Annotated in this window: 24 protein-coding genes; 7 read left to right on the forward strand and 17 right to left on the reverse strand. The window is 74.3% G+C overall.

The annotated features are described in order from the left end of the window. Positions 1-36: 36 nt before the first annotated feature. Positions 37-1038, forward strand: coding sequence for a GlxA family transcriptional regulator (locus tag ACGFT1_RS22155; RefSeq protein WP_373910657.1), 1002 nt, complete (start codon positions 37-39; stop codon positions 1036-1038). 561 nt (positions 1039-1599) lie between these two features. Here ACGFT1_RS22155 and ACGFT1_RS22160 read toward each other — a convergent pair. The 3 genes from ACGFT1_RS22160 to ACGFT1_RS22170 all read right to left on the reverse strand — a co-directional run bounded on the left by ACGFT1_RS22160 (position 1600) and on the right by ACGFT1_RS22170 (position 4831). Beyond that, positions 1600-2073 carry an ATP-binding protein gene (locus tag ACGFT1_RS22160; RefSeq protein WP_373910758.1) on the reverse strand — a complete coding sequence of 158 codons (474 nt, stop codon included), beginning with the start codon at positions 2071-2073 and terminating at the stop codon, positions 1600-1602. Positions 2074-2819: 746 nt separating this feature from the next. Continuing rightward, complete coding sequence (locus tag ACGFT1_RS22165) at positions 2820-4277, reverse strand: MDMPI N domain containing protein (RefSeq protein WP_373910658.1); 1458 nt, start codon at positions 4275-4277, stop codon at positions 2820-2822. Continuing rightward, a complete protein-coding gene (locus tag ACGFT1_RS22170) occupies positions 4274-4831 on the reverse strand; it encodes a sigma-70 family RNA polymerase sigma factor (protein ID WP_373910659.1) in 558 nt (185 codons plus the stop codon). Before ACGFT1_RS22170 ends, ACGFT1_RS22165 begins: the two co-directional genes overlap by 4 nt. Positions 4832-5173: 342 nt before the next feature. On the opposite strand from ACGFT1_RS22170, the gene ACGFT1_RS22175 reads away from it, so the two are divergent. Further along, positions 5174-5548 (forward strand): STAS domain-containing protein, encoded by a 375-nt coding sequence (locus tag ACGFT1_RS22175; protein ID WP_361987134.1) that lies wholly within the window; start codon positions 5174-5176, stop codon positions 5546-5548. Between the two features lie 180 nt (positions 5549-5728). Then, positions 5729-6241, forward strand: coding sequence for an EF-hand domain-containing protein (locus tag ACGFT1_RS22180; protein WP_373910660.1), 513 nt, complete (start codon positions 5729-5731; stop codon positions 6239-6241). 96 nt (positions 6242-6337) lie between these two features. On the opposite strand, the gene purU is transcribed toward ACGFT1_RS22180, so the two are convergent. Both purU and ACGFT1_RS22190 read right to left on the reverse strand, forming a co-directional pair. Beyond that, positions 6338-7222, reverse strand: coding sequence for a formyltetrahydrofolate deformylase (purU, locus tag ACGFT1_RS22185; protein ID WP_373910661.1), 885 nt, complete (start codon positions 7220-7222; stop codon positions 6338-6340). Between the two features lie 61 nt (positions 7223-7283). Beyond that, positions 7284-7784: a hypothetical protein gene (locus tag ACGFT1_RS22190; RefSeq protein ID WP_373910662.1), complete on the reverse strand. Its 501-nt coding sequence runs from the start codon at positions 7782-7784 to the stop codon at positions 7284-7286. Between the two features lie 117 nt (positions 7785-7901). Here ACGFT1_RS22190 and ACGFT1_RS22195 point away from each other — a divergent pair, with 117 nt between their 5' ends. Then, positions 7902-9227 (forward strand): ABC transporter substrate-binding protein, encoded by a 1326-nt coding sequence (locus ACGFT1_RS22195; protein WP_373910663.1) that lies wholly within the window; start codon positions 7902-7904, stop codon positions 9225-9227. Positions 9228-9257: 30 nt separating this feature from the next. Here the strand turns inward: ACGFT1_RS22195 and ACGFT1_RS22200 are convergent, their stop codons facing one another. Together ACGFT1_RS22200 and ACGFT1_RS22205 are read right to left on the reverse strand one after the other, a co-directional pair. Beyond that, entirely contained in the window at positions 9258-11003 is a 1746-nt protein-coding gene (locus ACGFT1_RS22200; protein ID WP_373910664.1) for a hypothetical protein, read from the reverse strand. Positions 11004-11203: 200 nt separating this feature from the next. Beyond that, positions 11204-12589 (reverse strand): transcriptional regulator, encoded by a 1386-nt coding sequence (locus tag ACGFT1_RS22205; protein WP_373910665.1) that lies wholly within the window; start codon positions 12587-12589, stop codon positions 11204-11206. 268 nt (positions 12590-12857) lie between these two features. On the opposite strand from ACGFT1_RS22205, the gene ACGFT1_RS22210 reads away from it, so the two are divergent. Further along, entirely contained in the window at positions 12858-13520 is a 663-nt protein-coding gene (locus ACGFT1_RS22210; RefSeq protein WP_373910666.1) for a bifunctional DNA primase/polymerase, read from the forward strand. Positions 13521-13660: 140 nt separating this feature from the next. Here the strand turns inward: ACGFT1_RS22210 and ACGFT1_RS22215 are convergent, their stop codons facing one another. From ACGFT1_RS22215 to ACGFT1_RS22225, 3 genes are all read right to left on the reverse strand, one after another. Further along, a complete protein-coding gene (locus ACGFT1_RS22215; protein ID WP_373910667.1) occupies positions 13661-14479 on the reverse strand; it encodes a class I SAM-dependent methyltransferase in 819 nt (272 codons plus the stop codon). Between the two features lie 37 nt (positions 14480-14516). After that, the gene (locus ACGFT1_RS22220; protein ID WP_373910759.1) at positions 14517-15410 is read right to left on the reverse strand and encodes an alpha/beta fold hydrolase; all 894 of its coding nucleotides are present in this window, start codon (positions 15408-15410) and stop codon (positions 14517-14519) included. Between the two features lie 274 nt (positions 15411-15684). Next, positions 15685-16377 (reverse strand): metal-dependent transcriptional regulator, encoded by a 693-nt coding sequence (locus ACGFT1_RS22225; protein ID WP_373910668.1) that lies wholly within the window; start codon positions 16375-16377, stop codon positions 15685-15687. Positions 16378-16590: 213 nt separating this feature from the next. Here ACGFT1_RS22225 and ACGFT1_RS22230 point away from each other — a divergent pair, with 213 nt between their 5' ends. After that, complete coding sequence (locus ACGFT1_RS22230) at positions 16591-17346, forward strand: SIS domain-containing protein (RefSeq protein ID WP_373910669.1); 756 nt, start codon at positions 16591-16593, stop codon at positions 17344-17346. Between the two features lie 8 nt (positions 17347-17354). Here ACGFT1_RS22230 and ACGFT1_RS22235 read toward each other — a convergent pair whose 3' ends face one another. The 3 genes from ACGFT1_RS22235 to pdxH form a co-directional block, all read right to left on the reverse strand. Continuing rightward, a complete protein-coding gene (locus ACGFT1_RS22235; protein WP_373910670.1) occupies positions 17355-18758 on the reverse strand; it encodes a PAS domain-containing protein in 1404 nt (467 codons plus the stop codon). A gap of 113 nt (positions 18759-18871) precedes the next feature. After that, the gene (locus ACGFT1_RS22240) at positions 18872-19330 is read right to left on the reverse strand and encodes a GNAT family N-acetyltransferase (RefSeq protein WP_373910671.1); all 459 of its coding nucleotides are present in this window, start codon (positions 19328-19330) and stop codon (positions 18872-18874) included. Between the two features lie 371 nt (positions 19331-19701). Next, positions 19702-20388, reverse strand: coding sequence for a pyridoxamine 5'-phosphate oxidase (gene pdxH, locus ACGFT1_RS22245; protein ID WP_373910672.1), 687 nt, complete (start codon positions 20386-20388; stop codon positions 19702-19704). Positions 20389-20564: 176 nt separating this feature from the next. Here pdxH and ACGFT1_RS22250 point away from each other — a divergent pair, with 176 nt between their 5' ends. Continuing rightward, positions 20565-21674: a citrate synthase 2 gene (locus ACGFT1_RS22250; protein WP_373910673.1), complete on the forward strand. Its 1110-nt coding sequence runs from the start codon at positions 20565-20567 to the stop codon at positions 21672-21674. Between the two features lie 49 nt (positions 21675-21723). On the opposite strand, the gene ACGFT1_RS22255 is transcribed toward ACGFT1_RS22250, so the two are convergent. The 4 genes from ACGFT1_RS22255 to ACGFT1_RS22270 all read right to left on the reverse strand — a co-directional run bounded on the left by ACGFT1_RS22255 (position 21724) and on the right by ACGFT1_RS22270 (position 25908). Further along, on the reverse strand, positions 21724-22770 hold the full coding sequence (locus tag ACGFT1_RS22255) for an isopenicillin N synthase family dioxygenase (RefSeq protein ID WP_373910674.1): 1047 nt from the start codon (positions 22768-22770) through the stop codon (positions 21724-21726). Positions 22771-23000: 230 nt separating this feature from the next. Continuing rightward, positions 23001-23618 (reverse strand): TetR/AcrR family transcriptional regulator, encoded by a 618-nt coding sequence (locus ACGFT1_RS22260; RefSeq protein WP_356817813.1) that lies wholly within the window; start codon positions 23616-23618, stop codon positions 23001-23003. Then, positions 23606-24343 (reverse strand): enoyl-CoA hydratase family protein, encoded by a 738-nt coding sequence (locus ACGFT1_RS22265; RefSeq protein ID WP_373910675.1) that lies wholly within the window; start codon positions 24341-24343, stop codon positions 23606-23608. Before ACGFT1_RS22265 ends, ACGFT1_RS22260 begins: the two co-directional genes overlap by 13 nt. Then, positions 24340-25908 carry a 4-coumarate--CoA ligase family protein gene (locus ACGFT1_RS22270; protein WP_373910676.1) on the reverse strand — a complete coding sequence of 523 codons (1569 nt, stop codon included), beginning with the start codon at positions 25906-25908 and terminating at the stop codon, positions 24340-24342. Before ACGFT1_RS22270 ends, ACGFT1_RS22265 begins: the two co-directional genes overlap by 4 nt. Position 25909 lies beyond the last annotated feature (1 nt).

Below are 25909 nucleotides of genomic sequence, written 5' to 3' on the forward strand. Positions count from 1 at the left end.
AGTGGCCCGGAGGACAGCCTTCACTAGGATCGGGCCATGACGCCCACAGGGGATTCCCGGCCGCACCGGATCGCCGTCCTGGCCCTGGACGGCCTGCTGCCCTTCGAACTCGGCATCCCGCACCGGATCTTCGGCCGCCCGCGGGACGCACGGGGGCGGCACCTGTACGAGGTCGTGACCTGCTCCGTGCGGCCGCCCGGCCCGGTCGAGACGGACGCCGACTTCGCCGTGCACGTCGCCCACGGCCCCGAGGCGCTGGCCACGGCCGACACGGTGATCGTCCCGGCGTCGTACGAACTGGGCCCGGTCCACGACGAGGGCCGGCTCACCGACGACCTGGCCGCCGCCCTCGCCCGCGTCCGTCCCGGCACCCGGCTCGCCTCCATCTGCACCGGCGTCTATGTCCTCGCCGCCGCCGGCTACCTCGACGGGCGCCCGGCGACCACGCACTGGGCGCACGCGGAGCACCTCCAGCGGCTGTTCCCGCGGATCCGGGTGGACGCGGACGTGCTGTTCGTCGATGACGGCGACGTGCTCACCTCGGCCGGCGTGGCCGCCGGGATCGACCTGTGCCTGCACATGGTCCGCCGCGACTTCGGCACGGCCGTCGCCAACGAGGTCGCCCGGAGCACGGTCGTACCGCCCCACCGCGACGGCGGCCAGGCCCAGTACATCCACCGCCCCGTCCCCGACCCGCAGGTGTCCACGACGGCCGCCGCCCGCGCCTGGGCGCTGACCCGGCTGCACGAACCGATCCAGCTGCGGGACATGGCCGGCCAGGAAGCCATGTCGGTACGCACGTTCACCCGTCGCTTCCGGGAGGAGGTCGGCGTCAGTCCCGGCCAGTGGCTCACCCGGCAGCGCGTGGAACGCGCCCGGCATCTGCTGGAATCCACCGGTCTGTCCATGGACCAGGTGGCGCGGGACGCGGGCTTCGGCACGGCCCAGTCGATGCGGCAGCACCTCCAGCAGGCGCTGGGGGTGACGCCGACGGCGTACCGGCGGACGTTCCGGGCGGGTGGCGGCACCCGGACGTGAGCACCGCTCCGCCGCACGGCCAAAAGTTGTCCACAGCCTGTGGAGAAACGAGACGGCGCGCGTGCGGCGTGCCGACGGTGATCACCGGCGGCACCGGCGGCGCCCCTGGGACGCCGGCCCCGCGCCCGGCACACGCATGACGGCAGGGGGGCGGAGGCCGGGGCGCGGCCGGGGAGGCGCGGTTGGCGGGGCGTGGTCGGCGACGTGCGGTTGACGGGATGCGGTCGCCGGGTCGTGGGCGGGGAGGCGCGGTCGCCGGGGTGCGGTCGGCGATGCGGTCGCCGGGGCGCAGCCGGGGGGGCGGTCGGCGGGACGCGGTCGCCGGGGTGCGGTCGGCGGCGCGCCCCCAAGCGTCTCGCGCGCGCCGCCCTCCGATGCGACCCACGCTCGGCGAGGGCCGCCGTCACCCGGGCCCTCGCCGTCCCCTCGCGGCGGATCGACGCCCACCAGCCTGGTAAGAGAGCCGGCGGACGTCAACGCCGGTACGGCCGCGGGCTGTCCGCGCCCTGTGCGCCCACCCCGCGCACGGGTGCACCGCCGGCGCATCACCGCGCAGGCGGATTACACCGCCTCGAACGCGAAGCCGTCGTACGCGGGCAGTGCGCCCCCGTACGCCATCGCCGCACTGTCCCGCGGCTTGGAACAGCGGTCCAGTTCGCACCAGACACTCTTCCCGGCACCGTCGGGACTCCAGCCCCAGCGGTCGGCGAGACAGTCCACGAGGGCCAGGCCGCGGCCACCGGTGGCGTTGCCGCCGACGCAACGGGGCACGGGTGCGCGGGAACTGGTGTCGGCCACCTCCACCCGCACCGTGGCCGACGCGGTCTTCCCGGCCACCGGGCCCGGCAGGCAGAGGCGCAGCACGGCCGGACGGCCGGTGTGCACCACGGCGTTGGTCACCAGCTCGGAGACGAGCAGGATCAGGGTCTCGGCCAGCGGTTCGTCGGCCGTTATCCCCGACCCGGCGAGCCGCGAGCGGGCCCACTTCCTGGCCCGTCCCACCTCCGCGGGGTCGGGCCGGATCTCCAGCTGCACTTGAAGCACCTGCACCGCTCACACCATCCGAACCGGCGGACACATGACCCCGCGCCGGCCGCGCGTCACGGCGTCAGCCGCGGCGGCGATCACGACGAGGGCCACGATCGTAGCCATTTTCTGCATGGCCAGGACAACGGCCAGAGCAAGGGTCACGTTGTGTGACTCCCGTGCGAGACAGCATGGTTGACGTACAGTCACCCCAACAAGCGCTTCGGGCATATTCCCGCGCGAAGGAGTACGCGTGAGGCATACTGTGCGACGCTCGTGCCGGGGAGTCGAACAGGCGGCGCCCGAAGGGCCGACCGCCCCGCCAGCAGCGGCGCGCACCGCACGGCCCGGCGTCGCCCCAGGGGCATCACCGGCCCGGCTCGTCCGCGCAGCCACTCGCATCCCGCACAAGGTACCGGAGCGGACGCTCGACTCCAGGCCGTGACAAGTCGCGGTATGGACACAACCCGGTATCAACGCTCCGTGATGCCGACACGCCACGATCCGCGACATCCAAGGCCAAAGCTTCCGGCTCGTCTCAGCCTCTGACCACCCCGGCCGTGGCGGTCAGAGGGTGTTGATCCGCCGGGCGAGAACGCCCGTGGCGCCCTGGCGAGTGTGGACCGACCGACAGCGTGACCGACCGGGACCCTGGTTGCAGGACGCGAGGGCCAGGACCGACGCGGTCACGGCGGCGCGGGCCGGAACAGCTCGCCGGACGGACGGCCCATGAAGATGTCCCCCATTGCTTCCGGTCACATCCGGCTCAGGCTTGCCGTGGCGAAGAGTACGTCCCTGACCGCCCGGCGGTCGCCGTGCTGGCCCGCCGCGGCGTCCTCCGGGGAGATGTGGCCCGCGGCCAGGTGGCAGAACTCCACGCCGTCCAGGGCGACGTGGGCCACCTCGTGGTCGGCGGAGCCCACCGCCGCCGGTGAGTCGAGCGCGATCAGCCACTCGCCGCCGCCCGCGCCCTCGATCTCCAGGCGCAGGCTGCGTCCGGGGGCGCCGGCCGGGACCAGGTGGGGTGTCCGGTCACCCGGTGCGGACAGGCCCGCGCGGCGGCGTTCGGCGAGTACCGCCGGCAGCAGCCGGGCCGCGAGGTCGATCATCCGGTTGAGGTGGTGGGGGGCCGGCGGCTCGTACGGGTAGTGCACCGCCTCCGCGATGTCCGCTGCGTGCACCCAGCACTCGAAGGCGCGGTCCAGCATCGCGTCGTGCAGGGGCAGGGCGAAGTCGCCGTACGCCACCGGCAGTCCGCCGGCGTGGCTGCCCGTGAAGGACACCGTCCGCACCAGGCCGTGGCTCTGCTCCCGCCAGGGCCCGCGCACCGTGCGGGTCGGCGGGAACCGGGAGGCCCGCCAGTACGCCTCCGTGCGCCCGGCCGGGCCGGCGGCGCCGTCACCCCGCCCGGGTGCGGCGGGGAGCGGGTCCTCCAGGCCGAGTGCCGTCGCGACCAGCCCGTCGACCGACAGCAGGTGCGCGATGACCCCGGCGACGGTCGTACGGCGGCTCGTCGGGCGGTCGTCGTCGAACCAGCGCAGTCGCACCGGCGCGTGCCACTCCGCGTCGCCGAAGTCCTGGAGCAGCGCGTCCAGGCGGGCGGTCTCGGCGTCGTAGGGCACGGCCCAGTCGGGCACCGGGATACGCGGGGGCCGGCGGCTCAGGCAGCCCTTCAGGACGCGGGTGCGCAGTGCGGGGTTCAGGTCGAGGCTCTCCGGCTGGTACAGCAGGCCGACCGCCTCGCGCAGCCGGCGGGCCTCGTCGGCGCAGCCGCCGCAGTCGCCCAGGTGTTCCTCGACGGCCGCCGTCTCCGCCGCCGAGCAGGCGGCCAGCGCCCAGGCGCCGAGGAGCGACTTCAGGACACCGTGCGACAGGCCGGGCGGGGCGGGGGCATGGTCCGCGGGGGTGTGGTCCGCCGGGTCGCTGAGGCCGGGCAGCGGGAGGCCGCCGTCCTCGACGGACGCGCGGGGCGTGGGTATGCGGGGCTGCCGGGCGGGGCCGGTGCCGTGCGGCGCGTCCCCCGCACCGCCCCCAGAACCGCCGGCGCCGGGCGCCGTGCTCCCCGCGCCGCCCCCGGCGTCCGTGCCGTGGTGGGCCGGGCGTCCGGGGTCGGCGCCGGTGCCGCCGTCCGGCGGTTCGCCCTCGGGCTCGCGCGCGTGCCGCTCCCCCGCCGCGCGGTCGTCGTGCGCCTCGGACCGGTCCGCGCCGCTCACGCCGCACCTCCGTGTTCCGGCGGTGTCCCGGCGTCGTGGGCGGTGGACAGCAGCTGGAGGCCGAGGCGGAGCCGGCGGCGGGCCTCCTCCTCGGTGACGCCGAGGTCGGCCGCGGTCTGGCGGTAGTCACGGCGCCGGGAGTAGGCGAGGTCCAGGGCGGCGCGCAGCGGGGCCGGCATGGAGTGGACGATGTAGTCGGCGCGGGCGGCGACCGAGGCACGGCGGACGGTGTTCTCCAGTTCCTCGGGCCGCGACCGCTCCCGTTCCTCCCGGTCGCGCAGCCGCCGGACGGCGGCCCGGTGGGTGAGGTCGGCGATCCAGGTGCGCAGGGGCCCCTGCCCGGGGTCGTAGGTCTCGGGGTGTTCCCAGACGTGGGCGAAGACCTCGCGGGTGACGGCGTCGGCGGCCTCCTCGGCGCCGAGGACGCGATGGGCGAGGCCGTGCACGAGAGAGGCGAACCGGTCGTACAGCTCGCCGAGGGCCGCGGCCTCACCGCGGGCGAGCCGCTGCTGCATCTTCCGGTCCCAGCGGGGTGGTACGTCCTTCCCGGCCATGCCGTCCCCTCCCCTCGCGCGTGTCCGGCCCGACCAGCCTGTCGTCCCTGCCGTCCCGAATGTAGTCGGCACGTCCGGCAGTGCACGCCCCTTTGTGTCAATGTGCGCCCCCCGGTGCACCGCAGGTGATAGTGCCCTCTTCACATATCCTTCACGCCTGCCGCGCGCGAATCTGATCGAACATGATCGTTGGTGACCGAAATAAGCCTCTTGTCGATCACCTGCCGTTTACCCCTTCGCGTTTCAGGGAACGGCCGCTGGGCAGCCGCCCCGAAGCGAACGTAGGAACTGCTTCCGGTTCCGGGCGGTTCCGGGAGATCCGGCGAACGGAGGGGCAGGGCCGTGGCATTCAACGTGACCGGCGTCGAGCAGGGCGAGTGGGCCGTGCTCCGGGTCTCCGGGGAGCTGGACCTGATGACCTCCCCGTTGCTGCGCCAGCGGGTGCACGACGTCGTCGCCGAGGGACACCACAGCCTGGTCGTGGACCTCTCCGACGTCTTCTTCTGCGACTCCAGCGGGGTCGGCGTGCTCATCGCGTCCCGCCGGCTGATCCGCTCCTGCCAGGGCCGGCTCCGGCTGATCCTGCCCGACCGCGGCGCGGAGGACGGCTCGCACGTCAACCGCGTCCTCGGCGCGCTCGGCGTCCGCCGCCTCTTCGACGTCCGCCCCGACCTCGACACGGCGACCACCGACGAGGCCGGCCCCCTCTCCGCCTGAACGACCCGCACGGCCGGGTGACTCGGCCGCACCGTCGTCCCGGAATTCCCCCGGTCTTGGCACAACTGCCGGTTTCCCGCCACCCCGCGGCCACCCGCGTCGTACGCTCCCTGCCAGGCCGGCCCCACCGACAGGCGCGGCCCACATGGACGACCCACACGTAAGGCGGCCCGAACAGACATGGTCAGCACCGAGTACGAGCGCAGGATCGCCGCCCGGTTCGCCACCTTCGACCAGGACGGCAACGGCTCCATCGACCGCGCGGACTTCAACGCGGCGGCCAAGGCCCTGCTCGCCGAGTTCACCGTGCCCGCCCGCTCCGACCGGGGACAGGCGCTGTACGCCGGCGCGGAGGCGTTCTGGCAGGGCATGGCCGGCATCGCCGACCGGGACGGCGACCAGCGCATCACCCGCGAGGAGTTCGTCACCGGGGCGGTCAAGCGGCTGCGGGACAACCCCGGCCGCTTCGCCGAGATCGCCCGCCCCTTCCTGCACGCCGCCCTGGCCGTGGCCGGCGCCGACGACGACGGCCGGCTGGGCACCGCCGACACCGCGCGCGTGCTGCGGGTCCTGCGCGTGCCGGACGAGGTCGCCCGGCAGGTCGTCGCCGCCCTCGACACCGACGGCGACGGCAGCGTCGGCGAGGCGGAGATCGTGCCGGCGTTCGCGCGCTACTTCACGGTCGCCGAGTGACCGCGGCGGCGCCCGGGTCGTGTCCGTGGCCCGCGTGTGTCGTTCGGATCAGGCCGGATCAGGCCCGCCAGCCCGGCATGATCCGAACGACGAGCCCTAGGCGAAGACGACCGTCCGCCGGCCGTTGAGCAGGATCCTGCGCTCGGCGTGCCACTTGACGGCCCGTGCCAGCGCCTGGCACTCCACGTCCCGTCCGACGGCCACGAGCTGGTCCGGCGTCACGTCGTGCCCGACGCGCTCGACCTCCTGCTCGATGATCGGCCCCTCGTCGAGGTCGGCGGTGACGTAGTGCGCCGTCGCCCCGATCAGCTTCACGCCCCGCGCGTGCGCCTGGTGGTAGGGCTTCGCGCCCTTGAAGCTCGGCAGGAAGGAGTGGTGGATGTTGATGATCCGCCCGTTGAGCTGCTTGCAGAGGTCGTCCGAGAGGACCTGCATGTAGCGGGCGAGGACGACGAGTTCGACGTTCTCCTCGCGAACGATCCGGAGCAGCTTGCCCTCGCCCTCCGCCTTGTTCTCCTTCGTCACCGGAATGTGGTGGAAGGGGATGTTGTACGAACCCACCAGTTCCTGGAACTCGGTGTGATTCGACACCACTCCGACGATGTCCACGGGCAGCGCCCCGATCCGCGCACGGAACAGCAGGTCGTTCAGGCAGTGCCCGAACTTGCTGACCATCAGCAGGATCCGCATCTTCTGGTCGGCCCGGTGGATCTGCCAGTCCATGTGGAAGGAGTCACCGATCGCGGCGAAGCTCGCCCGGAGCTTCTCCACCGTCACCGGCGCCTCGGCCGAGAAGTGGACGCGCATGAAGAACAGACCCGTGTCGTGGTCGCCGAACTGCTGGCTGTCCTCGATGTTGCAACCCGTCATGAACAGGTAGCTGGACACGGCGTGCACGATGCCCTGCTTGTCCGGGCAGGAGAGCGTGAGGACGTACTGGTCGGCCGGCGCGGCGGCCGAGGAGGCGGACTGCTCGTTCATGCACCACAGGGTCCCATACCGGCGGCCCGCCGCCCCCGGCCGTCCGCCAGCCGGACCCGCGCTACGCGCTCCGGGTCTGGATGCGCAGGAACTCCAGGCTCTTCGGAGGCGTGTCCGGGTCGTCACCGTCGCTCACCGACATCCGCACGTGCGCGTCGCGGGCCGCCCGCACCGCCTCCGGCCACCCGGCGTGCTCCAGGTACGCGGCGACCGGCGCGTCCGGCCCGACCTGGTGCATGATCCGGAGCACCCGCAGCACGGCGGTGTCGACGAGCGCCGCCTCCTGCGAGTCGCGGAAGACGGTGCCGACGTACTTCTCCGCGGACCAGTTGTCCAGCCAGGTGTCCTCCACCAGCCGGTACACGGCGTCGGTGACGTCACCGAAGCCGTCCAGGCCGGCCAGCCAGACGTCCCGCTGGAACACCGGGTCGGAGAGCATGTGCAGCGCCGAGCGCACGTTGCTGCGCCACCGCCACCACGGCATGTCGTTCAGGGGCATGCCGCCCATGGTGGAGGAGCGACGGCCGCGACGGGAAGTGTTCTCCGAACCTTGCACGGTCATCGATCGTACGTTCCGCCCGCCGCGGGTCCCACCGGCCCCCGCAATTCATCGCACTGTCACCCTTTGTCGACCGTGGGTCACTTCCGGGTTAGCGGTGTGAGGGAATCGTGTGTGCGCATGACCGGCAGGCGACGCACCCGCAGCACCTTTCCTTCCGCACCGTCCCGTGCTGTCAGAGCCACCGCCCTCGCGGCGGGCGCCATGGCTCTGTGTACGTCGCTCACCGCCGCGTGCGGGGTCGTCCCCGGTGCCACGGGGGGCTCGGGGGACGGCCCGGTCAAGGTGATGACCTGGGCGCCGCAGGACACCGACGCGACCAACAAGCCCGGCATGCCGGCGATGGCCCGCGCCTACGCCCGGTGGATCAACGCACGCGGCGGCATCCACGGCCGCCGGCTCCAGGTGCTGACCTGCAACGACCACAACGACAGCGTGGGCGCCGCGAAGTGCGCGCGGCGGGCGGTGGACGAGAACGTGGTCGCGGTCGTCGGCTCCTACAGCCAGTTCGGCGACTCCTTCCTCGCCCCGCTGGAGGGCGCCGGCATCCCCTACATCGGCGGCTACGGCGTCACCAACGACGAGTTCACCGGCGCCATGTCCTATCCGGTCAACGGCGGCCAGCCCGCCCTCCTGGCCGGTCTCGGCGAGGCCCTCGCGGACGCGTGCGCCAATATCGCCCTGGTCCGTCCCGACAGCATCGCCGGCGACCAGCTGCCCACGATGCTCGACTCGGGGCTGCGGGCGGCCGGACACCGGGACGCCGGCGACCAGCTGGCCGCGGAGGACGCCACCGAGTACGGCGGCCAGGCCGAGCGGGCGCTGCGGTTCGCCACCCGGGACACGGCGGGCAAGGGCTGTGTGGTGCCCGCGCTCGGGGACCGCACCGACACCTTCATGGACTCCTTCCGGCGGGCCCGCGACGACTTCCCGCGGGTGCGCACGGCGACCGTGCTGGGCAGCGTCGACCAGACCGTGATCGACGCCACCGGCGGGGCGTCGGGGCCGTACGAGGGGTCGTACATCACCGGTTGGTACCCGGTCGCCTCCGACCCGCGGTGGGCCCCGATGAAGAAGGTGATCAACGAGGAGGCCTTCGGCGACAACCGCATCGACCCCGCGGACGCCGGCGTGCAGACCACCTGGATCGCCTACACCGTCCTCAGGGCCGCCCTGGAGCGGATCGGCGACGGCGAGGTGAGCGCCGACACCGTGCGGCGCACCCTCGGTGGCGGCCTGCGCGTCTCCACCGGCGGCCTCACCCCGACCCTGCGCTGGCCCTACGAGAGCAGGCTCGCCGCGGTCGGCTTCCCTCGGCTGGTCAACGCCGACGTCACCCTCCAGGTCGTCCGGGACGGCAGGCTGGTCGCGGCCCGCAAGGGCGTCGGCGGCGACAGCGGGACCACCGACATGACATCGACCCTGGAGCACGCCGACGTGCCATGACGGGTCCGGCGGCCGGGACCCGTCGGCCGGTCACAGCTGGGTGGGCTGGCGCTGGGTCAGGCCGTACTTGCGCGCGATCGCGTTCCACAGCGCCGCCGCCTTCGCCTTCTGCGCGCTGGCGGTGCCGCTCTCCCGGTTGCCGGCCAGGGTCTCACCCGTGGTGCGGGCGTGGCCCTTGTGACAGATCTTGCGGCCCTTGGCCTGGTCGGCCCACGCCGCGTAGTGGTTGTCGGCCGCGGCGGACGCCTGCCAGGCTCTGGTCAGCGCGGCCGTCAGGTCGCCGCTGCCCGGCAGCTTGTCGACGGACAGCGTGCCGAGCCGGGTGACCAGCCCGCCGCGCTGCTTGGCCGCGTCCCGCAGGCCGGCGGCGGCCTGGTCGAGGTTGTCGCACTGCCGGACGTCGGTCACCGACTGGATCACCGAGGCACGGCTGCTGCCGCTGTCCGCGAGCAGCTTGTCCAGGTCGACCGCCTGCTGCCGGGCGGCGTCGACGGTGGGCGAGGCGGAGCCCTGGGTGGTGGGGGACGCCGTGGCGGCCGTCTTGTCGTCGGTGCCCCCGTCCTTGCCGCCCCCGCCGCTCAGCAGCGCGCCGGCGCCCACGCCGAGCACGATCAGGCCGATGCCTATGGCGGCGATGAGCGGCAGCCGCGACCGGCTCCGGCCCCGCCCGCCCTCGTCGTCCGCCTCGGGCCCGTACGACGGCTGCGCCGGGCGGTAAGGGGCCTGCGCCGGGCCGGGGCGGGCGTCGGGCACGCGCGGCAGCTGCTGGGTGGACCCGGCCGGGCCGTCGTCGCCCGCCGGGCCGCCGCGGAAGAGGTTGTCGAACTCGGCGGGCGGCTGCCGGTCCCCGCCGGCCGCCTGGGCCTGACCGGCGTACGGCGGGATGTACTGCGTGGCCTCCGCGTCGGAGTGCGCGGGCGCCGCGGGCCGGGGCCCGTGGCCGAGGTACCGCGTCTGCTCGCCGGCCGACTCGGGCGGCACCGGCGGGAGGTACTGGGTGGCGGCCTGGTCCGCGGGGGTCGCCGCGACGGGCGGGATGTACTGGGTGGCACCCTCGTCGGCGGGGCCGGCGGGCACCGGCGGGAGGTACTGGGTGGCGCCGTCCGCCGTGGGCGGCAGCGGGCTTCCCGCGCCGGGATACCCGGCGCCCGGGGCGGCGGGCGGCAGCGGCGCGCCGGGGGCGGACTGCGCCGGGTACTGCTGCGGGTACTGCGAGGACTGGGGCTGCTGCTGGGGCTGCCCGTAGGGGCCGGGTGCGCCGTACGCGGGCTGCTCGGGCACGCCGTAGCCACCGCTCTGCGGGCCGCCGTACTGCTGCCCGGCCTGGCCGCCCTGGCCGCCGTACTGCTGCCCGGCCTGGCCGCCCTGGCCGCCGTAGTACTGCGCGTCCGGGCCGGCCGGGGCGCCGTACGACGGGGTCTGGCCGCCGGGGCCGTACGACGGCGGCTGGGCGCCGTAGGACGGGGTCTGTCCGTACGACGGGGCCGGGGCGCCCTCGGGGGGCAGCGGGCCCGGGTTCCCGGCGGACGGGGGCTGCGGGCCGGAACCGTCCGGGGTGCCCCACCCGGGGGCCGCCGGGGGCTGCCCCTGGCCCGCCTGGGGTGCGTGCTGCTCCGGGCCCCGGGAGCCGCCCCACGCCCGGCCGTCGGCCGGGGCCGCGGGGGCGGGCGTTCCGGTCGCGCCCGGCAGCAGGGGCTCGCCTCCGTCGGAGGGCAGCACGATGCCTTCGCGCGCGGGCCGCGCCGAGGGCTCCTCGCCCTGTCCACTCTGCGTCACCGGGACTCCTACTAATGGGGGACCTTGTGAATCGTCGGCTCACGCTACCGGGTCCCCCGAGCCGGGTGCCACGCAGCTCAGGACGCAACCTCCTTTCCTGTGACGGCGATAACAGCGCCGCCGGCGACGCGCGCCTCACGGCACCGGGTGCACGCCCGGCCGCCGTTCGCCGTCCGTTCACCCCCTGGCCGGGCGGGTGTTCACGCGGCCTGCGGGAGTTCCAGGCGGGCCCCGAACTCCCGCACCACCGCCTCGTCCCGGAACGGCTCCAGCCGCTGCTGGAGGTCGTCGAGGTACTCGGCGCCGCGGTTGGACCGCAGGGTCTCCAGCAGTTCGACCGCCTTCATGCCCGTGCTGCAGGCCTGCTCGATCTCGCGCTGCTGCACCTGGGCCGTGGCCAGCAGCACATAGCCGATGGCACGCCGGCGGGCGCGGGACTCGGGATGCCCGGCCAGCGACTGCTCGGCGTACCGCGCCGCCTGCTCGGCCTGTCCCAGGTCACGGTGGCAGTGCGCCAACTCGTCGGCGAGGTAGGCCTCGTCGAAGTGCCGGATCCACACCGGGTCGTCGTCGCGGGACCCGTCGGCCCGCTCCATCGCCGCGACCGCCCGGCCGGTGGACGCATGCGCCGCGCGCGCGTCGCCGAGCAGGGCGTGCCCGCGTGCCTCGGCCCCGTGGAACATGGCCTCCACGCGCGGGGTCACCTGCCCGCGCGTCCCCTCCTGCGCCGCCCGCGCCAACTGGGCGATCTCCCGGGGGTTCCCGAGCTGTGCGGCGAGGTGGCTCATGGACGCGGCGAGGACGTAACCGCCGTACCCGCGGTCCCCCGCGGCCTGGGCGAGCCGCAGCGACTGGATGTAGTACCGCTGCGCCAGGCCCGGTTGTCCGGTGTCGACGGCCATGTACCCGGCCAGTTCGGTCAGCCGGGCGACGGCGGCGAAGAGTTCCCGTCCGACGGCCTCCCGGTAGGAGCCCGCGAGCAGTCCGGAGACGACGCTGTTCAGGTAGTGCACGACGACCGGGCGCACGTGCCCGCTGCCGTACTGGTGGTCGAGGTCCGTCAGCGACTGGGTCATGGCCCGTACGGCGGCGACGTCGGACCGGCCCACGCGCGGGCCCGCCTGCCGGGCGACCTGGGCGTCGGGCGCCGAGATCAGCCAGTCGCGGCTGGGTTCGACCAGTGCGGAGGCGGCGACGGAGGAGCCGGACAGGAAGTCCCGGCGTCCCACGTCGCTGCGCCACAGCTCGCAGACCTGCTCGATGGCTCCCAGTACCGTCGGCGAGTACTGGAGACCGACGCCCGAGGCGAGGTTCTTGCCGTGGGCCATGCCGATCTCGTCGATCGTGACCGTACGGCCGAGCTTGCGCCCGAGCGCCTCGGCGATGATCGCCGGTGCCCGGCCCCGCGGCTGCTGGCCGCGCAGCCAGCGGGCCACGGACGTCTTGTCGTAGCGCAGGTCGAGACCGTGCTCGGCGCCGCACATGTTGACCCGCCGGGCCAGCCCGGCGTTCGAGCACCCCGCTTCCTGGATGAGTGTCTGGAGGCGTTCGTTCGGCTGCCTCGCCACGAGCGGCCTTGCGGCCATGTGCTACCCCCTGCGTTGCGATCCCCTGGAGCGTGAAGTTCAGGCCGGGAAGATCACTGCCCAGCTGACATACCGTCAATGCACGACATGTACGGTTTGCCGGGGTAATGACGGGTGCCCTCCCCCCTCCTTGGCTACCCATCCCACGCCTCGCTTCCTCCCGCGCGCCCCCGCACGTGCACCCATGCGCCCCGACCGGCGGAGCGGTGCTCCTCCCCCGCGCGCGCCGCGGCCGTAACCCCGGGTGGGCGGGGGAGTTGAGAGGAACGTGGAAGAGACGATCACGGACGCCCAGGACACTCAGACCGCCGGTCACGTCCCGCAGCAGCGGGAATCGCTGCTGGAGACCGCCGTACGGTACGCCGAGGAACGGCACTGGGACGTGATCCCCGGCACCTGGCTGGAAGCGGTCGACGGGGTGCCGCACTGCTCGTGCCGTGACTTCTCCTGCCCCGCGCCGGGGGCGCACCCCGCCCGCCCCGACTGGGCCGACCAGGCGACCGGCAGCGCGACCGTCGTGCGCCGGATGTGGCAGCAGCAGCCGGCGGCGTCGATCCTGCTGCCGACGGGACGGACGTTCGACACGCTGTCGGTTCCGGAGAGCACGGGCTTCCTGGCCCTCGCCCGGATGGAGCGGATGGAGCTGACGCTGGGGCCGGTCACGCTGACTCCCCACCGGCGGATGCACTTCTTCGTGCTGCCGGGGGCCGGCGCGAAGGTGCCGGACCTGGTGCGGAAGCTGGGGTGGTCGCTGCCGTCCCTGGATCTGCTCGCGCTGGGCGAGGGCGCGTACGTCGCCGCGCCGCCCACCCGGGTGGGCTCCCGGGGGGCCGTGCAGTGGGTCCGCCGGCCGACCCCGGCGAACCGCTGGCTGCCGGACGCGGAGGAACTGATCTCCCCGCTGACCTACGCGTGCGGCCGGGACCGTTAGCCGCGGCGTCGACGGAGACGGGGCGCCCGGCCCCACCGGGGGCGCGGCGCAGGCGGCTGGAACCGTGCGGCGCCGGGACCGCGGGGCAGGCCGGGACCGTGCCGGGTCGGAGCCGCCGGGTCGGTCGGGGACCGGACGGGTCAGGGGCGCCGGGCCGTCAGCACGCGCAGGCGGAAGTGGCAGTCGAGGTCCTCACCCTCGTCGGTGTGGACGGCGGCCCGGGTGCGGAAGGTCCGCCCGAGCACGGCCAGCGCCGCGGGGTCCAGCGCGGCGAGGTCGTACATGCCGGACAGCGCCCTCCAGACCCGCTCGGGCGGCCCGCTCATGTCGACCGTCACCGTCTCCCACTCCGGCTCGCCGGCGAAACCGGCCGCGGCGACCAGCGCGCCCAGCGCCTCGGGGTCCCGGGCCCGGCGGTCGCCCAGCGCCGGCATCCGGCGGCCGGCCGGCGCCCCGGCGAGCGCCTCCGGCAGCAGCTCGCCGAACAGCTCGTACGCCGTCCCGCCGCCACCGGCCCCGATGGCGCAGGCCAGCAGGCCGCCCGGCGCCAGCACCCGGGACAGCTCGGCGAGGACCTGGCCGAGGTCGGCCATCAGCATCAGCGCCAGGTGCGAGACGCAGGCGTCCAAGGCACCGGTGCGGAACGGGAGTCGCTGGGCCCGCGCCTCCAGCAGGGCCGCCGCGGACAGCGCCGGACGGCGGCGGGCCAGGGACAGCGACTGCGGTGAGAGGTCGACTCCGGCGAGCCGGCGGCCCGGGACGGCGGCCAGCAGCTCCAGCAGCAGGCCGTCACCGCAGCCGAGGTCCAGGATGCGGTGGCGGCCGGTGACGCGGTCCCGCAGGACCTCGTAGCCGGTGCGGGCGCCGGCGGCGCGGGCCGCGGCGAACACCTCGGTGGTCACCGCCGGCCGGCCGGCGTGGAAGCCCTTCAGGAAGCTCTCCTGGGCCTGGGTGCTCATACGCGGTCCTCGCTGTGGGCAGGGGCGGGGCGGCCGGTCAGCCGGTGAATACCTGGCCGAGGAAGGGTTCGACCGCGGCGCGCCAGGACTCCGGGTGGTCGTAGTGGGCGAGGTGGCCGGCGTCGGGCACCTCGGCGTAGGCGCCCCGGGGCAGGACCCGGACCATCTCCTGGGCCTCGGCGCGGCCCAGTTCGCCGTCGAGGCCGCGGACGACGAGCGCGGGGCACCGGACCTGGGCCAGTTCCTCCCAGTGGGCGTCGTACACCCACGCCTCGCGGGAGCTGAGCATCTGCTCCGGCTCGAAGACCGGGCGCCAGCCGTCCTCGCACTCGTGCATCACCTCGGCGTAGAACGCGCCGCGCGCGGGGTTCGGCCGTTCCACCCAGGGGTCGTGCTCGCCGAACCATGCGCGGACGTCGGCGAGGCTGGCGAAGGGCAGGGGCCAGGTCCGGAACCAGTCGGTCCATTCGCGCTGCGAGGCCGCGCCGAGCGCGGAGGCCCGCATGTCGCAGATGATCAGCCCGCGCACCAGGTCGGGACGCTTGGCGGCGAGCTGCCAGGCGGTGAGGGCGCCCATGGCGTGGCCGACGAGGAGGACCGGGCCGAGGCCGAGCTGCTCGACGGCGGCCTCGGCGTCCTCGACGTAGGCCTCGCGGGTGTAGGCGGCCGGGGCGGGTTTGTCGCTCCGGCCGTGGCCGCGCTGGTCGAGGGCCACGGCGCGGTGGCGCCCCGCGAGCCAGCGGGCGGTGGCCGCCCAGTGGGAGGCGCGGCCCATCAGGCCGTGCAGTAACAGCACGCCCGGAGCGTCGGACTCCGCCGCCGCGTCCGGCTGTCCCGCCGGTTGCGGAGGATCCGCTTTCGGAGGGTCCGCGAACTCCCAGGCGGCCAGGCGCACCCCGCCCGCCCCCGTCACGTCGATACGCCGTGCCATCGGCCTGGTACCCCCCAGCTCCGCCTGCTCGCCGTCCACTTGTTTCAGGCTATCGAATAGTTATTCGAAAATTCTGTCTCCGCGGACAACAACCCTCGTTCGAGTGACACCTCTCAAGGAATGATCGTCGTGGCCGAGGGGATCTCTTCTGTCAGGAGGCGGACCGCTCGGGGAAGAACGGTCCGAGGGGAAATGACCCTGGGAGCTCGGGGCTCCGGGTCAGCACAGGGGAGGTCGGGCCCCGGCGCCGCACGGCGCCGGGGCCCTCTCCGTCTCAGCGCTTGGCCACGAACACGTGGGAGGCGACGCCCGCCGCCAGCTCGGCCGCCTCACCGCCGCTGCCCACCAGCACCCCGCCGGGCGACTCCGTCACACTCACCACCGAACCGGGCTGCACGCCCGCCCGCCGCAGTGTGTACATGAGCTGCGCGTCCGTCTGGATGGGCTCACCGATGCGGCGCACGACGACCGTCTTGCCGTCCGTGCCCGGATCCAGGTCGGCCAGCGACACCATGCTCTCGTCCAGGAACGCCTCCGCCCCGTCCTTCTCGCCCAGCTCCTCCAGGCCCGGGATGGGGTTGCCGTACGGCGACTCGGTCGGGTGCCGCAGCAACTCCAGCACGCGGCGCTCCACCGCCTCGCTCATCACGTGCTCCCAGCGGCACGCCTCCGCGTGCACCTGCTCCCACTCCAGGCCGATCACGTCCACCAGGAGGCACTCGGCCAGCCGGTGCTTGCGCATCACGCGTGTCGCCAGCCGGCGCCCCTCGTCCGTCAGCTCCAGGTGCCGGTCGGTGGCCACGGACACCAGGCCGTCGCGCTCCATCCGCGCCACCGTCTGGCTCACCGTGGGCCCGCTCTGGTCCAGCCGCTCCGCGATGCGGGCGCGCATGGGGACTACGCCTTCCTCTTCGAGTTCGAGGATGGTGCGGAGATACATCTCCGTGGTGTCGATCAGTCCGGACATACGTGCCCCTCGATTACCTCGGCCGGCAGCCCGACGCGTGCGCTGGCCCTGCACCCAATTCTGCCGGATCCCACTGACAAGCGTGCGGCGCCGCGGAAACGTGCCCCGCCCGGCCGGGGCGGGCACCGGTACGGGCGCCGTCGGCCGTATTGACACCGCGCTGGTCCAGACCGCACGGTGATCCGCGACACAGACGCTGCGAAGGGGCACCGCATGAGCGACGGCACGCCTGCCGACCTGTTCTTCGACGCCGCCGTCGGCCTGCTGCAACGGGTCCGTGACGAGGAGGCCGGGGCGATCACTGCGGCCGGCACCCTGCTCGCCGACACCGTCGCGGCCGGTGGCCGCCTGTTCGCCTTCGGCGCCGGACACTCCTCCCTGGCCGCCCAGGACGTCGTCTACCGCGCGGGCGGCCTGGCCCTGATGAACCTGCTCGCCGTCCCCGGCGTCGTCGGCGTCGACGTCACCCCCGCCACCCTCGGCTCCGCCCTGGAACGCGTCGACGGCCTCGCGAGCGCCGTACTCGGCACCTCCCCGGTCCGCGCCGGAGACGCCCTGCTGGTCATCTCCCTCTCCGGCCGCAACGCCCTGCCCGTGGAGATGGCCCAGGGCGCCCGGGCCCGCGGTGTGAAGGTCATCGGCGTCACCTCCGTCGCGTACGCCACGGACACCACGTCCCGCCACTCCTCCGGCACCTTCCTGAAGGACCACTGCGACATCGTCCTCGACTCGAAGATCGCCGTCGGCGACGCCGAACTCACCCTCGACACCATCCCGGCGCCCTTCGCCCCCGCCTCCACCGTCGTCACCACCGCCCTCGTGCAGGCGGTCATGGCGACCGCCGCCGCGGCCCTCGCCGACCGCGGCATCGAGCCCCCGCTGCTGCGCTCCGGCAACGTCGACGGCGGACACGAGTGGAACGGCCGGGTGATGGACGAGTACGCCGACCGGATCTTCTACCGCCGCTGAGCCGGAACCTACTCCTGCGGCCCTTGGCGCAGCGCTTCCGCCAGGTCCATGGCCGCCGCGATCCGTACGGCCACGTCCTCCGCGTAGGCCGTGTCGGACCGCTCGAAGCGGTTCCGGCCGGCCCCGCGCAGGAACGTCAACACGCCCAGCGTCCGCCCCCGGCTGCGCAGCACCGCGCACAGCGCGTGCACCGCGTCACCGGGCCACCGCCGCTCCAGCGCCCACTCCCGGGCCCGCGCCGCCGGCACCGACCCGGCGTCCGCACGCACGATCCCCGCCCGCTCCACGCACTGGAGCGCCGGATGCCCCTCCCCGTACCGCACGGGCAGTCCCGCCGCGCCCGTCGGCACGCTCGGGCCCGGTGCGCCGGCGGGCGTGGCGGCGAGCCGTACCAGCCGGACCTCATCCGGCGCACCGTCGCCCTCCGCGCGCGGGGTGCCCGCCACCCGGTCGATGAGCGCGTGGTCGGCGAAGCCGGCGAGGGCGAAGTCCAGGTGGACGGTCGCCGCCTCCGCCGGGTCCTCGCACTCGGCCGCGGCCCGGGCCGCCCGGTGCAGCTGGTTCGCCCGGAACCGCAGCAGGGCCGCCTCCTGCTCGCCCTGGCGGGCCTCGGTGACGTCCTGGAACAGCCAGGCCACGCCGAGCGGCACCGGCTCCTCCGCGAGCGGGGACGCCAGCCGCAGGAACCCGCTGCGCCAGCAGCGCCGTTTCTCGCCCTCGGGTGTGCGTACGCCGACCCACAGGTCGGCGGGCGCGGGCGGCGCGCCCTCGGCCAGGACGTGGGTGAGCGCCGCCTCCAGTTCCTCCACGCCCCGCCCCAGCAGCTCGCCCAGCGGGCGTCCCAGCACGGACGTGCGCCCCACGCCCAGGGCCCGCGCCGCGTGCGCGTTCACCACGGCGGGCCGCAGGTCGGCGTCGACGAGCACGACACCCCAGGACGCGGTCTCGAACAGGGCCTCGCTCAACGCGATCGACCGCTCCAGGTCGATCTGCGCGTGCACCTCGCTGAACGCGCAGTACACGCCCGCGGGTTTCCCGTCGGGTCCGCGTACGGCGGCGGACTGGGTCCGCACCAGCACCCGGCCGCCGTCCTTGGTCACCAACGCGAACTCGTGCACCTGCCGCCCGGGCGCCCGCATCGCCGACATCAGCCGGGCGTGCACGTCCTCGGCGTCGGCGCTGCGCACCGCCCAGCCGGCGAACCCGTGCCTGCCGACGGCCTCGCCGGCCGTCCAGCCGAGGATCCGCTCGGCCTCCCGGTTCCAATGGGTCACCACGCCGTCGGCGTCGAAGGCGCACAGGGCGGCGTCCATGCCGTCCAGCAGCGCGGCGAGCAGGTCGGCCCCCCCGGGCTCACCGGGCTCGTCCGGCCCCAGCTCGTCCGTGGTCCCACTCCGCCGCGAAGCACTCACCTGGACCCCCTGGAGGCTGCGTCCGCGCACGTACGGCGCTCGGTCCGCTCACTGGCCTTCATTCAACTGGAACGTGACACAGCCCACATCCTGTTCCCGCAAGATTGCGGCAATCAATCCGCGGTCCCGTCCGGCGGGAGCCGCAAGTCCACCCACTCGTCCCGTTCCCCGTCCAGCACGTACCGCTCGACCTCCACGAACCCGCGCCGCAGGGCGAACCGCAGCCCGTCGGTGTTCGCCGCGAGCACGCACGTCTCGATCACGGCGGCGCCGAGCACGCGCGCGTGGGCCCGCCCGTCCTCCCACACCGCCGTCCCGAACCCGCGCCCCCGGAACGCGGGCAGCACGCGTGCGATGACGGTCGCCACGCCGCCCCGGTCCGCCGGTGGCCGCACCGTGGAACATCCGACGACCACGTCCCCGAGGTAGGCGTTGGCCAGCCGGTACCACTGCGACCGCCGCCGGGCGTCCTCCGGGGACAGGGCGGCGGGCGGGACGACCGCGTTGTGGACGTACCGCCAGTGTTCGAGCATGTCGTCGCCGTCGACGGCGACGATCCGGAGTCCGGTCACGCAGGCACGTCTACCATCCGTGCCCCCCGCCTGTCAGCGGAAATCCCGGCCCCGGGAAGTTCCCCGTCCCGGCGCACGGGACCGGGTGCGCGAGACGCCGGAAAAACAGTTGAGTCCCCCGGGCCCGCCTTCCTACTCTGGAGCCACGTAGGAAAGGAGGTGATCGGGTACATGAGTGAAACCCGGACGCGCGAGGTGGCTGCGGGCTAGCGGCCCGCCACCACACCCAGTGCGGTGCCGGACCGGCGTGTGCACCACGCGGCCGGCCAATCCAACGCAGTCACCCGACCCGCGGGCTGCCGGTACGTCCGGCCGGCTCCTCCCCGAGGAACCCAGCCCGCGGGTCGTCCGCGTTCCACGTGCCGCTCTCCTCAGGGGCTGAGGCGTTCCACGCGCCAGGTGCCGTCCGGCCGGGCGGCGTAGCGCAGGCGGTCGTGCAGGCGGTTCTCGCGGCCCTGCCAGAACTCGACGGTCTCCGGCGCCACGCGGAAGCCGCCCCAGTGGGGCGGGACCGGGACCTGTTCGCCCTCGGGGTAGCGCGCCTCCAGCGCGGCATAGGCGGTGTCCAGTTCGGTACGGGAGGCGATCACCGCGGACTGCGCGCTGGCCCAGGCGCCCAGCTGGGAGCCGTGCGGGCGGGTGCGGAAGTAGGCGGCGGTCTCGTCGCGGCCGGTGCGGCGGGCGGTACCGGTGACGATCACCTGGCGGGCCAGCGGATGCCACGGGAAGAGCAGACCGACGCGCGGGTTGTGCGCGAGGTCCCGGGCCTTGGGCGAGTCGTAGTTGGTGTAGAAGACGAAGCCGTCGGTGTCGTAGTGCTTCATCAGGACCGTGCGCGAGCTGGGCCGGCCCGTCGGGTCCACGGTGGAGACGACCATCGCGTTGGCCTCGTAGAGCGTGCCGTGGACGGCTGCCCGGGCGGCTTCCTCGAACCAGCGGGCGAACTGGTCCATGGGGTGGGTGGCGAGGTCCTCCAGGGCGAGGCCGTCGGCCCGGTACTGCTTGCGCATGGCGGCGGGATCGAGGACGGGGTCCAGGAACGGGTCGCGGTCGGTCACGCGGTCATCTTGCCGTATCGAACGGGTATGGCACCGGGTGTCGTGTGGTCTCCCCAAGCGCGGCACCGGGAGCTATCGTGCTGATCCCCTTGCGGTTGGGTTCACCACGGGTGACCACCCACCGATCGGGGCATCACCGGGGTGACCGCCGGCCGCACATCACGAGGAGCCGCCAGATGTCCGACTTCGTACCCGGACTCGAGGGAGTCGTCGCGTTCGAGACGGAGATCGCCGAACCCGACAAGGAGGGCGGCGCCCTGCGCTACCGGGGCGTCGACATCGAGGACCTGGTCGGGCACGTCTCGTTCGGGAACGTGTGGGGGCTGCTGGTCGACGGTGCGTTCAACCCCGGTCTGCCGCCCGCCGAGCCGTTCCCGATCCCGGTGCACTCCGGCGACATCCGGGTGGACGTGCAGTCGGCGCTGGCCATGCTCGCTCCGGTGTGGGGCCTGCGGCCGCTGCTCGACATCGACGAGCGGCAGGCGCGGGCGGACCTGGCGCGGGCCGCCGTGATGGCCCTGTCGTACGTCGCCCAGTCCGCGCGCGGGCAGGGGCTGCCGATGGTGCCGCAGCGGGAGATCGACAAGGCGCACTCGGTGGTGGAGCGGTTCATGATCCGGTGGCGGGGGGAGCCGGACCCCAAGCACGTCGCCGCCGTGGACGCGTACTGGACGTCCGCCGCCGAGCACGGCATGAACGCGTCCACCTTCACCGCCCGGGTGATCGCCTCCACCGGAGCGGACGTCGCCGCCGCGCTGTCGGGCGCGGTGGGTGCGATGTCCGGGCCGCTGCACGGCGGCGCGCCGTCGCGGGTGCTCGGGATGATCGAGGAGATCGAGCGGACGGGGGACGCGGCGGCGTACGTCCGGCGGACGCTCGACCGCGGCGAGCGGCTGATGGGGTTCGGGCACCGGGTGTACCGGGCCGAGGATCCTCGGGCGCGCGTGTTGCGGCGCACGGCCCGGGAGCTGGGGGCGCCGCGGTTCGAGGTCGCGGAGGCGCTGGAGAAGGCCGCGCTGGAGGAGCTGCACAACCGCCGCCCGGACCGGGTGCTCGCCACGAACGTGGAGTTCTGGGCGGCGATCATGCTGGACTTCGCCGAGGTGCCGGCGCACATGTTCACGTCGATGTTCACGTGTGCGCGGACCGCGGGCTGGTCTGCGCACATCCTGGAGCAGAAGCGCACGGGGCGGCTGGTGCGGCCCTCCGCACGGTACGTGGGCCCGGGGCCGCGCCGCCCGCGGGAGATCGAGGGGTACGCGGATATCGCGGACATCACCCGCTAGAGGGCGGAGCCGCCCGGCGGTGCGGCTCCGCGCCCTTCGGGGCGTGGTGTCACGCCGGCGTCAGCAGGTCCGCGTGGTGCCGTCCGGCGACCAGCGGGTGGGCCCTGAGCTTGCCCTTCAGCTCGTTGTAGCCGTACTCGGCGTGCAGCGGGTTGGCCGGGTCGTCGGTCACGCCGGGGGCCTTCGGCGCGTGCGGGAAGGGCAGCGGCTCGACCTTCGCGTCCAGGCGCGGGTTGTAGAAGAACGGGACGGAGAACCGCTCGGTGGCGCCGGGCGGGCTGACGACCCGGTGGTTCGTGGCCAGGAGGTAGCCGTCGGTCGCCACCTCCAGGAGTTCGCCGAGGTTGACGACGAAGGCCCCCTCGATGGGCGGCACGTCGTGGAAGCGGCCGTCCTCGCGCTGCACCTGGAGGCCGCCGACGGTGTCCTGGAGGAGCAGGGTGAGGAAGCCGTAGTCCTTGTGGGCGCCGACGCCCTGGCCGGTGCCGTCGGCCGCGCTGCCGGGGTAGCGGACGAGTTTGAGGTGCGGGTGGGCGTGGGCGCCGAGGAGGGGGTCGTAGAAGTCGGCGGGGGCGCCGATGGCGGTCAGCAGTTCGTGCAGCAGGCGCTGGGCGACCGCGCTCAGCCGGTCGATCCAGGCCAGGGCGGCCGTGCGCAGCGCGGGCAGGGCGGCCGGCCACTGGTTGGGGCCCTGGAGCCACCAGTACGGGGGTTCGCCGGGGCCTGGGACGCGGGCGGGGCGTTCGGCGCCGATGTCGAGCTGGTCGCGCCAGTCGCGGGAGCCGCCGGTGCGCTCGTCGCCGGTACGCGTGTAGCCGCGGAAGTGCGGGGAGTTGACGTTGTCCAGGGCGAGCCGGTCGGCCTCGGGGAGGGCGAAGAAGGCGCGCATGGCGGTGAGCAGGGCGTCGGTCTCGGCCGGGGTCACGCCGTGCCCGGTGAGCTGGAAGAAGCCGACGTCGTGGGCGGCGCTGTGCAGCTGGGCGTGGAGCAGGGCGCGGGCCTGGGGGCCGCGGCCGGCCGCCGACAGGTCGATGATCGGGAGCTGGTCGTACGACGGGGTCGCGGGGGTGTGCGCCGTCGCGGGGTGGATCGTCATGGTGCGTCCGCAGGGTGTACGGGGCACGGGTGGCCGCCGAGGGGTGGAGAGCGGCCCCCGGGTGCCGGAAAAGGAAGGGAGAAGGGGGCTGGGTCAGGCGGAGAAGCGCCGACAGCCCATGCTCGTGACGCGCACGTAGTCCACGTGGCGGCGGCGGACGAGCATCGGAGGCATGGGCCCAAGGGTAACCCCCGGCGCCGCGGATGCGTCCGGGCCCGTCGGCCCGGGTCTCAGCCCGCGTTCGCGCCCAGGCTCTCGTCCAGCAGGGCGCCCCACTGGGCCACGACCCGCTGCCGGCGGGCGGTGTCGTCGGTGAGGAGGTTGGCGAGGCCGAGGCCGCGGGCCATGTCGAGGAGGCCCTGCACGCTCTCGCGGGCGCCGGGGCGGGTCTCGTCGGCGCCGAGGAGGTCGACGGCGATGCGGTGGGTCTCGCGGCCGACGCGGGCCTCCAGCTCGGTCACCCGGCCACGCAGCTGCTCCTCGTTGGAGGCGGCGACCCACAGGTGCAGGGCGGCGCGGAAGAGGGGGCCGGTGTAGAGGTCGACGAGGGCGGCGACGACGGCGCGGCGGTCGGCGGGGCCGTCGGGGAAGAGGGCTCTGAGAGCGGTGGAGCGTTCTTCGGCGACGTATTCGACGGCGGCGGTGAACAGGTCTTCGCGGGTGGGGAAGTGGTGCTGGGCGGCGCCCCGGGAGACACCCGCCCGCTCGGCGACGGCGGCGACCGTGGAGCCGGCCCAGCCGTGCTCGGCGAGGCAGGACACGGCGGCTTCCAGCAGCCGCTGCCGGGTGGCCCGGCTGCGGTCCTGCTTGGGCACGCGCTCGCGTTCCGTCGTACTCACACCACCCATGCCGCGTCCCGTCTCTCCAGGAAGGCCGTCATCCCCTCCCGGGCGTGGGCGGAGGAGAACAGCCGAGCCGAGAGCGCGGTCAGCTCCGCCGCGTCCCGGTCGAACGTCTCCAGCACCCTAGCCGTGAGCAGCCGTTTGGTCGCGGCCAGGGCCGCGGGGGAGGAGCGGCGCAGACCGTCCAGGACGCGGGCGAGGGCGTCGTCCACGTCGTCGGCGCACGCCGTGAGCAGGCCCGTGCGGACGGCCTCCGCGGGGTCGAAGCGCTCGCCGGTGAGGTAGTGGCGGGCGAGGGCGCGTGGGTCGGCGCGCGGGAGCACCGGCAGGGAGATCACCGCGGGGGCGACGCCGATGCGTACCTCGGTGAAGGCGAAGGTGGCCGCGGTGGAGGAGACGGCGATGTCGCAGGCGGCGAGCAGGCCGAGGCCGCCGGCGCGGACGTGTCCCGTGACGCGGGCGACGACCGGTTTGGGCAGTTCGACGATCTGCCGCAGCAGGGCCACCAGGGCGTCGGGGTGCGGCGGATCGCGCAGGTCGGCGCCGGCGCAGAACGTCGTACCGGTGTGGGTGAGGACCACGGCCCGTACGTCCGGGTCCCGGCCGCAGTCGGCCAGGGCCTCGGCGAGGGCGGACACCAAGGGCGCCGAGAGGGCGTTGCGGGTGGCGGTGGCGTCCAGGCTGAGGGTGTCGACGCCACGCGCGCGCGTGCGTCCGAGCGGTGCGCTCATGTGTGCTCCCTGAGCTGCCGGCGCAGGATCTTGCCGGACGCGGCGCGGGGGACGGTGCCGGTGAAGGTGACGCGTCGGACGCGTTTGTAGGGGGCGACGCGTTCGGCGACGTACAGCAGGACGTCGTTCTCGCTCAGGTCACCTGCGGTGGGGCGGCGGACGACGAAGGCGTGCGGGATCTCGTTGCCGTCCTCGGTGCGGGCGCCGACGACGGCGGCGTCGGCGATGCCGGGATGGGTGAGCAGGAGGGCCTCCAGTTCGGCGGGGGCCACCTGGAAGCCCTTGTACTTGATGAGTTCCTTCACCCGGTCCACGACGAACAGCCAGCCGTCCGCGTCCACGTGCCCGACGTCCCCGGTGTGGAGCCAGCCGTCGCCGTCGATCAGCGCGGCGGTGGCGTCGGGGCGGCCGAGGTAGCCCTTCATCACCTGGGGTCCGCGGATCAGGATCTCGCCCGCTTCGCCGGTGCCGAGGTCCGTGGCGGGGTCGTCCAGGGAGACGATCCGCATCTCGGTGCCGGCGATGAGCCTGCCGACCGTGCCCGCGGGGGCCTCGCGCAGCCGGTCCAGGGGGACGACGTGGGTGCCGGGGGACAGTTCCGTCATGCCGTAGGCCTGGCCGATCGGGGGCAGGCCGAGGCGGGCGGCGCAGGCGAGGGCGAGCCGTGCGTCCAGCGGGGCGGCGGCGCTGATGACGTGCTTCAGGCTGGAGAGGTCGTAGCGGGTGACGGCGGGGTGCTTGGCGAGGGCGAGGACGATCGGCGGGGCGACGTACAGGCCGGTGATGCGGTGCTTCTCGATCGCCGCGAGGAACGTCTCCAGTTCGAAGCGCGGCAGGACGACGACGGTGGCGCCGTTGCGCAGCGGCGCGTTCATCAGGGCGGTCAGACCGTAGATGTGGAAGAACGGCAGGACGGCGAGGACGCGGTCGCCGGGGCCGGCCGGGACGGCGGGTTCCAGCTGGGCGAGGTTGGTGGCGATCTGCCGGTGGGTGAGCATGACGCCCTTGGGGGTGCCGGTGGTGCCGGAGGAGTACGGCAGCACGGCGATGTCCTCGGCCGGGTCGACGGCGACGCGGGGTCCGGGGGCGGTGGTGGCGAGCAGGTCGGTCAGCGAGCGGTGCCCGGGCGCGCTGTCGCACACGAGGATCTCCCGTACGCCGCCGGCGAGCCCGGCGGCCCGGCGGGCGGTCTCCAGCAGCGGGGAGACGGTGACGATCCAGCGGGCCGCGCTGTCGCCGAGCTGCCCGGCGAACTCCTCGGCGGTGGCGAGCGGGTGCGCGGTGGTGACGGTGGCACCCGCGCGCGTGGCCGCGTAGAACGCGGTCGGGAAGGCGATGGTGTTGGGGCTGTGCAGGGCGAGGACGTCGCCCTTGCGGACACCCGCCTCGGCGAGCCCGGCGGCCAGGCGCCGGTGGAGCCGGTCCACCTGCCCGTACGTGAGGGTGGTGCCGTCGATGCCGTCGACGAGGGCCGGGAGGTCACCGTGGGCGGCGGCCCGGCCGAGGACGGCGTCGTGGATGGGCAGGTCGACGGGCGGGACGTCTGCGTACTCACTGCGGAACACG

Origin of the sequence: Streptomyces sp. Y20, from assembly GCF_043195475.1 — a bacterium.
In the GTDB taxonomy this organism is placed as follows: domain Bacteria; phylum Actinomycetota; class Actinomycetes; order Streptomycetales; family Streptomycetaceae; genus Streptomyces.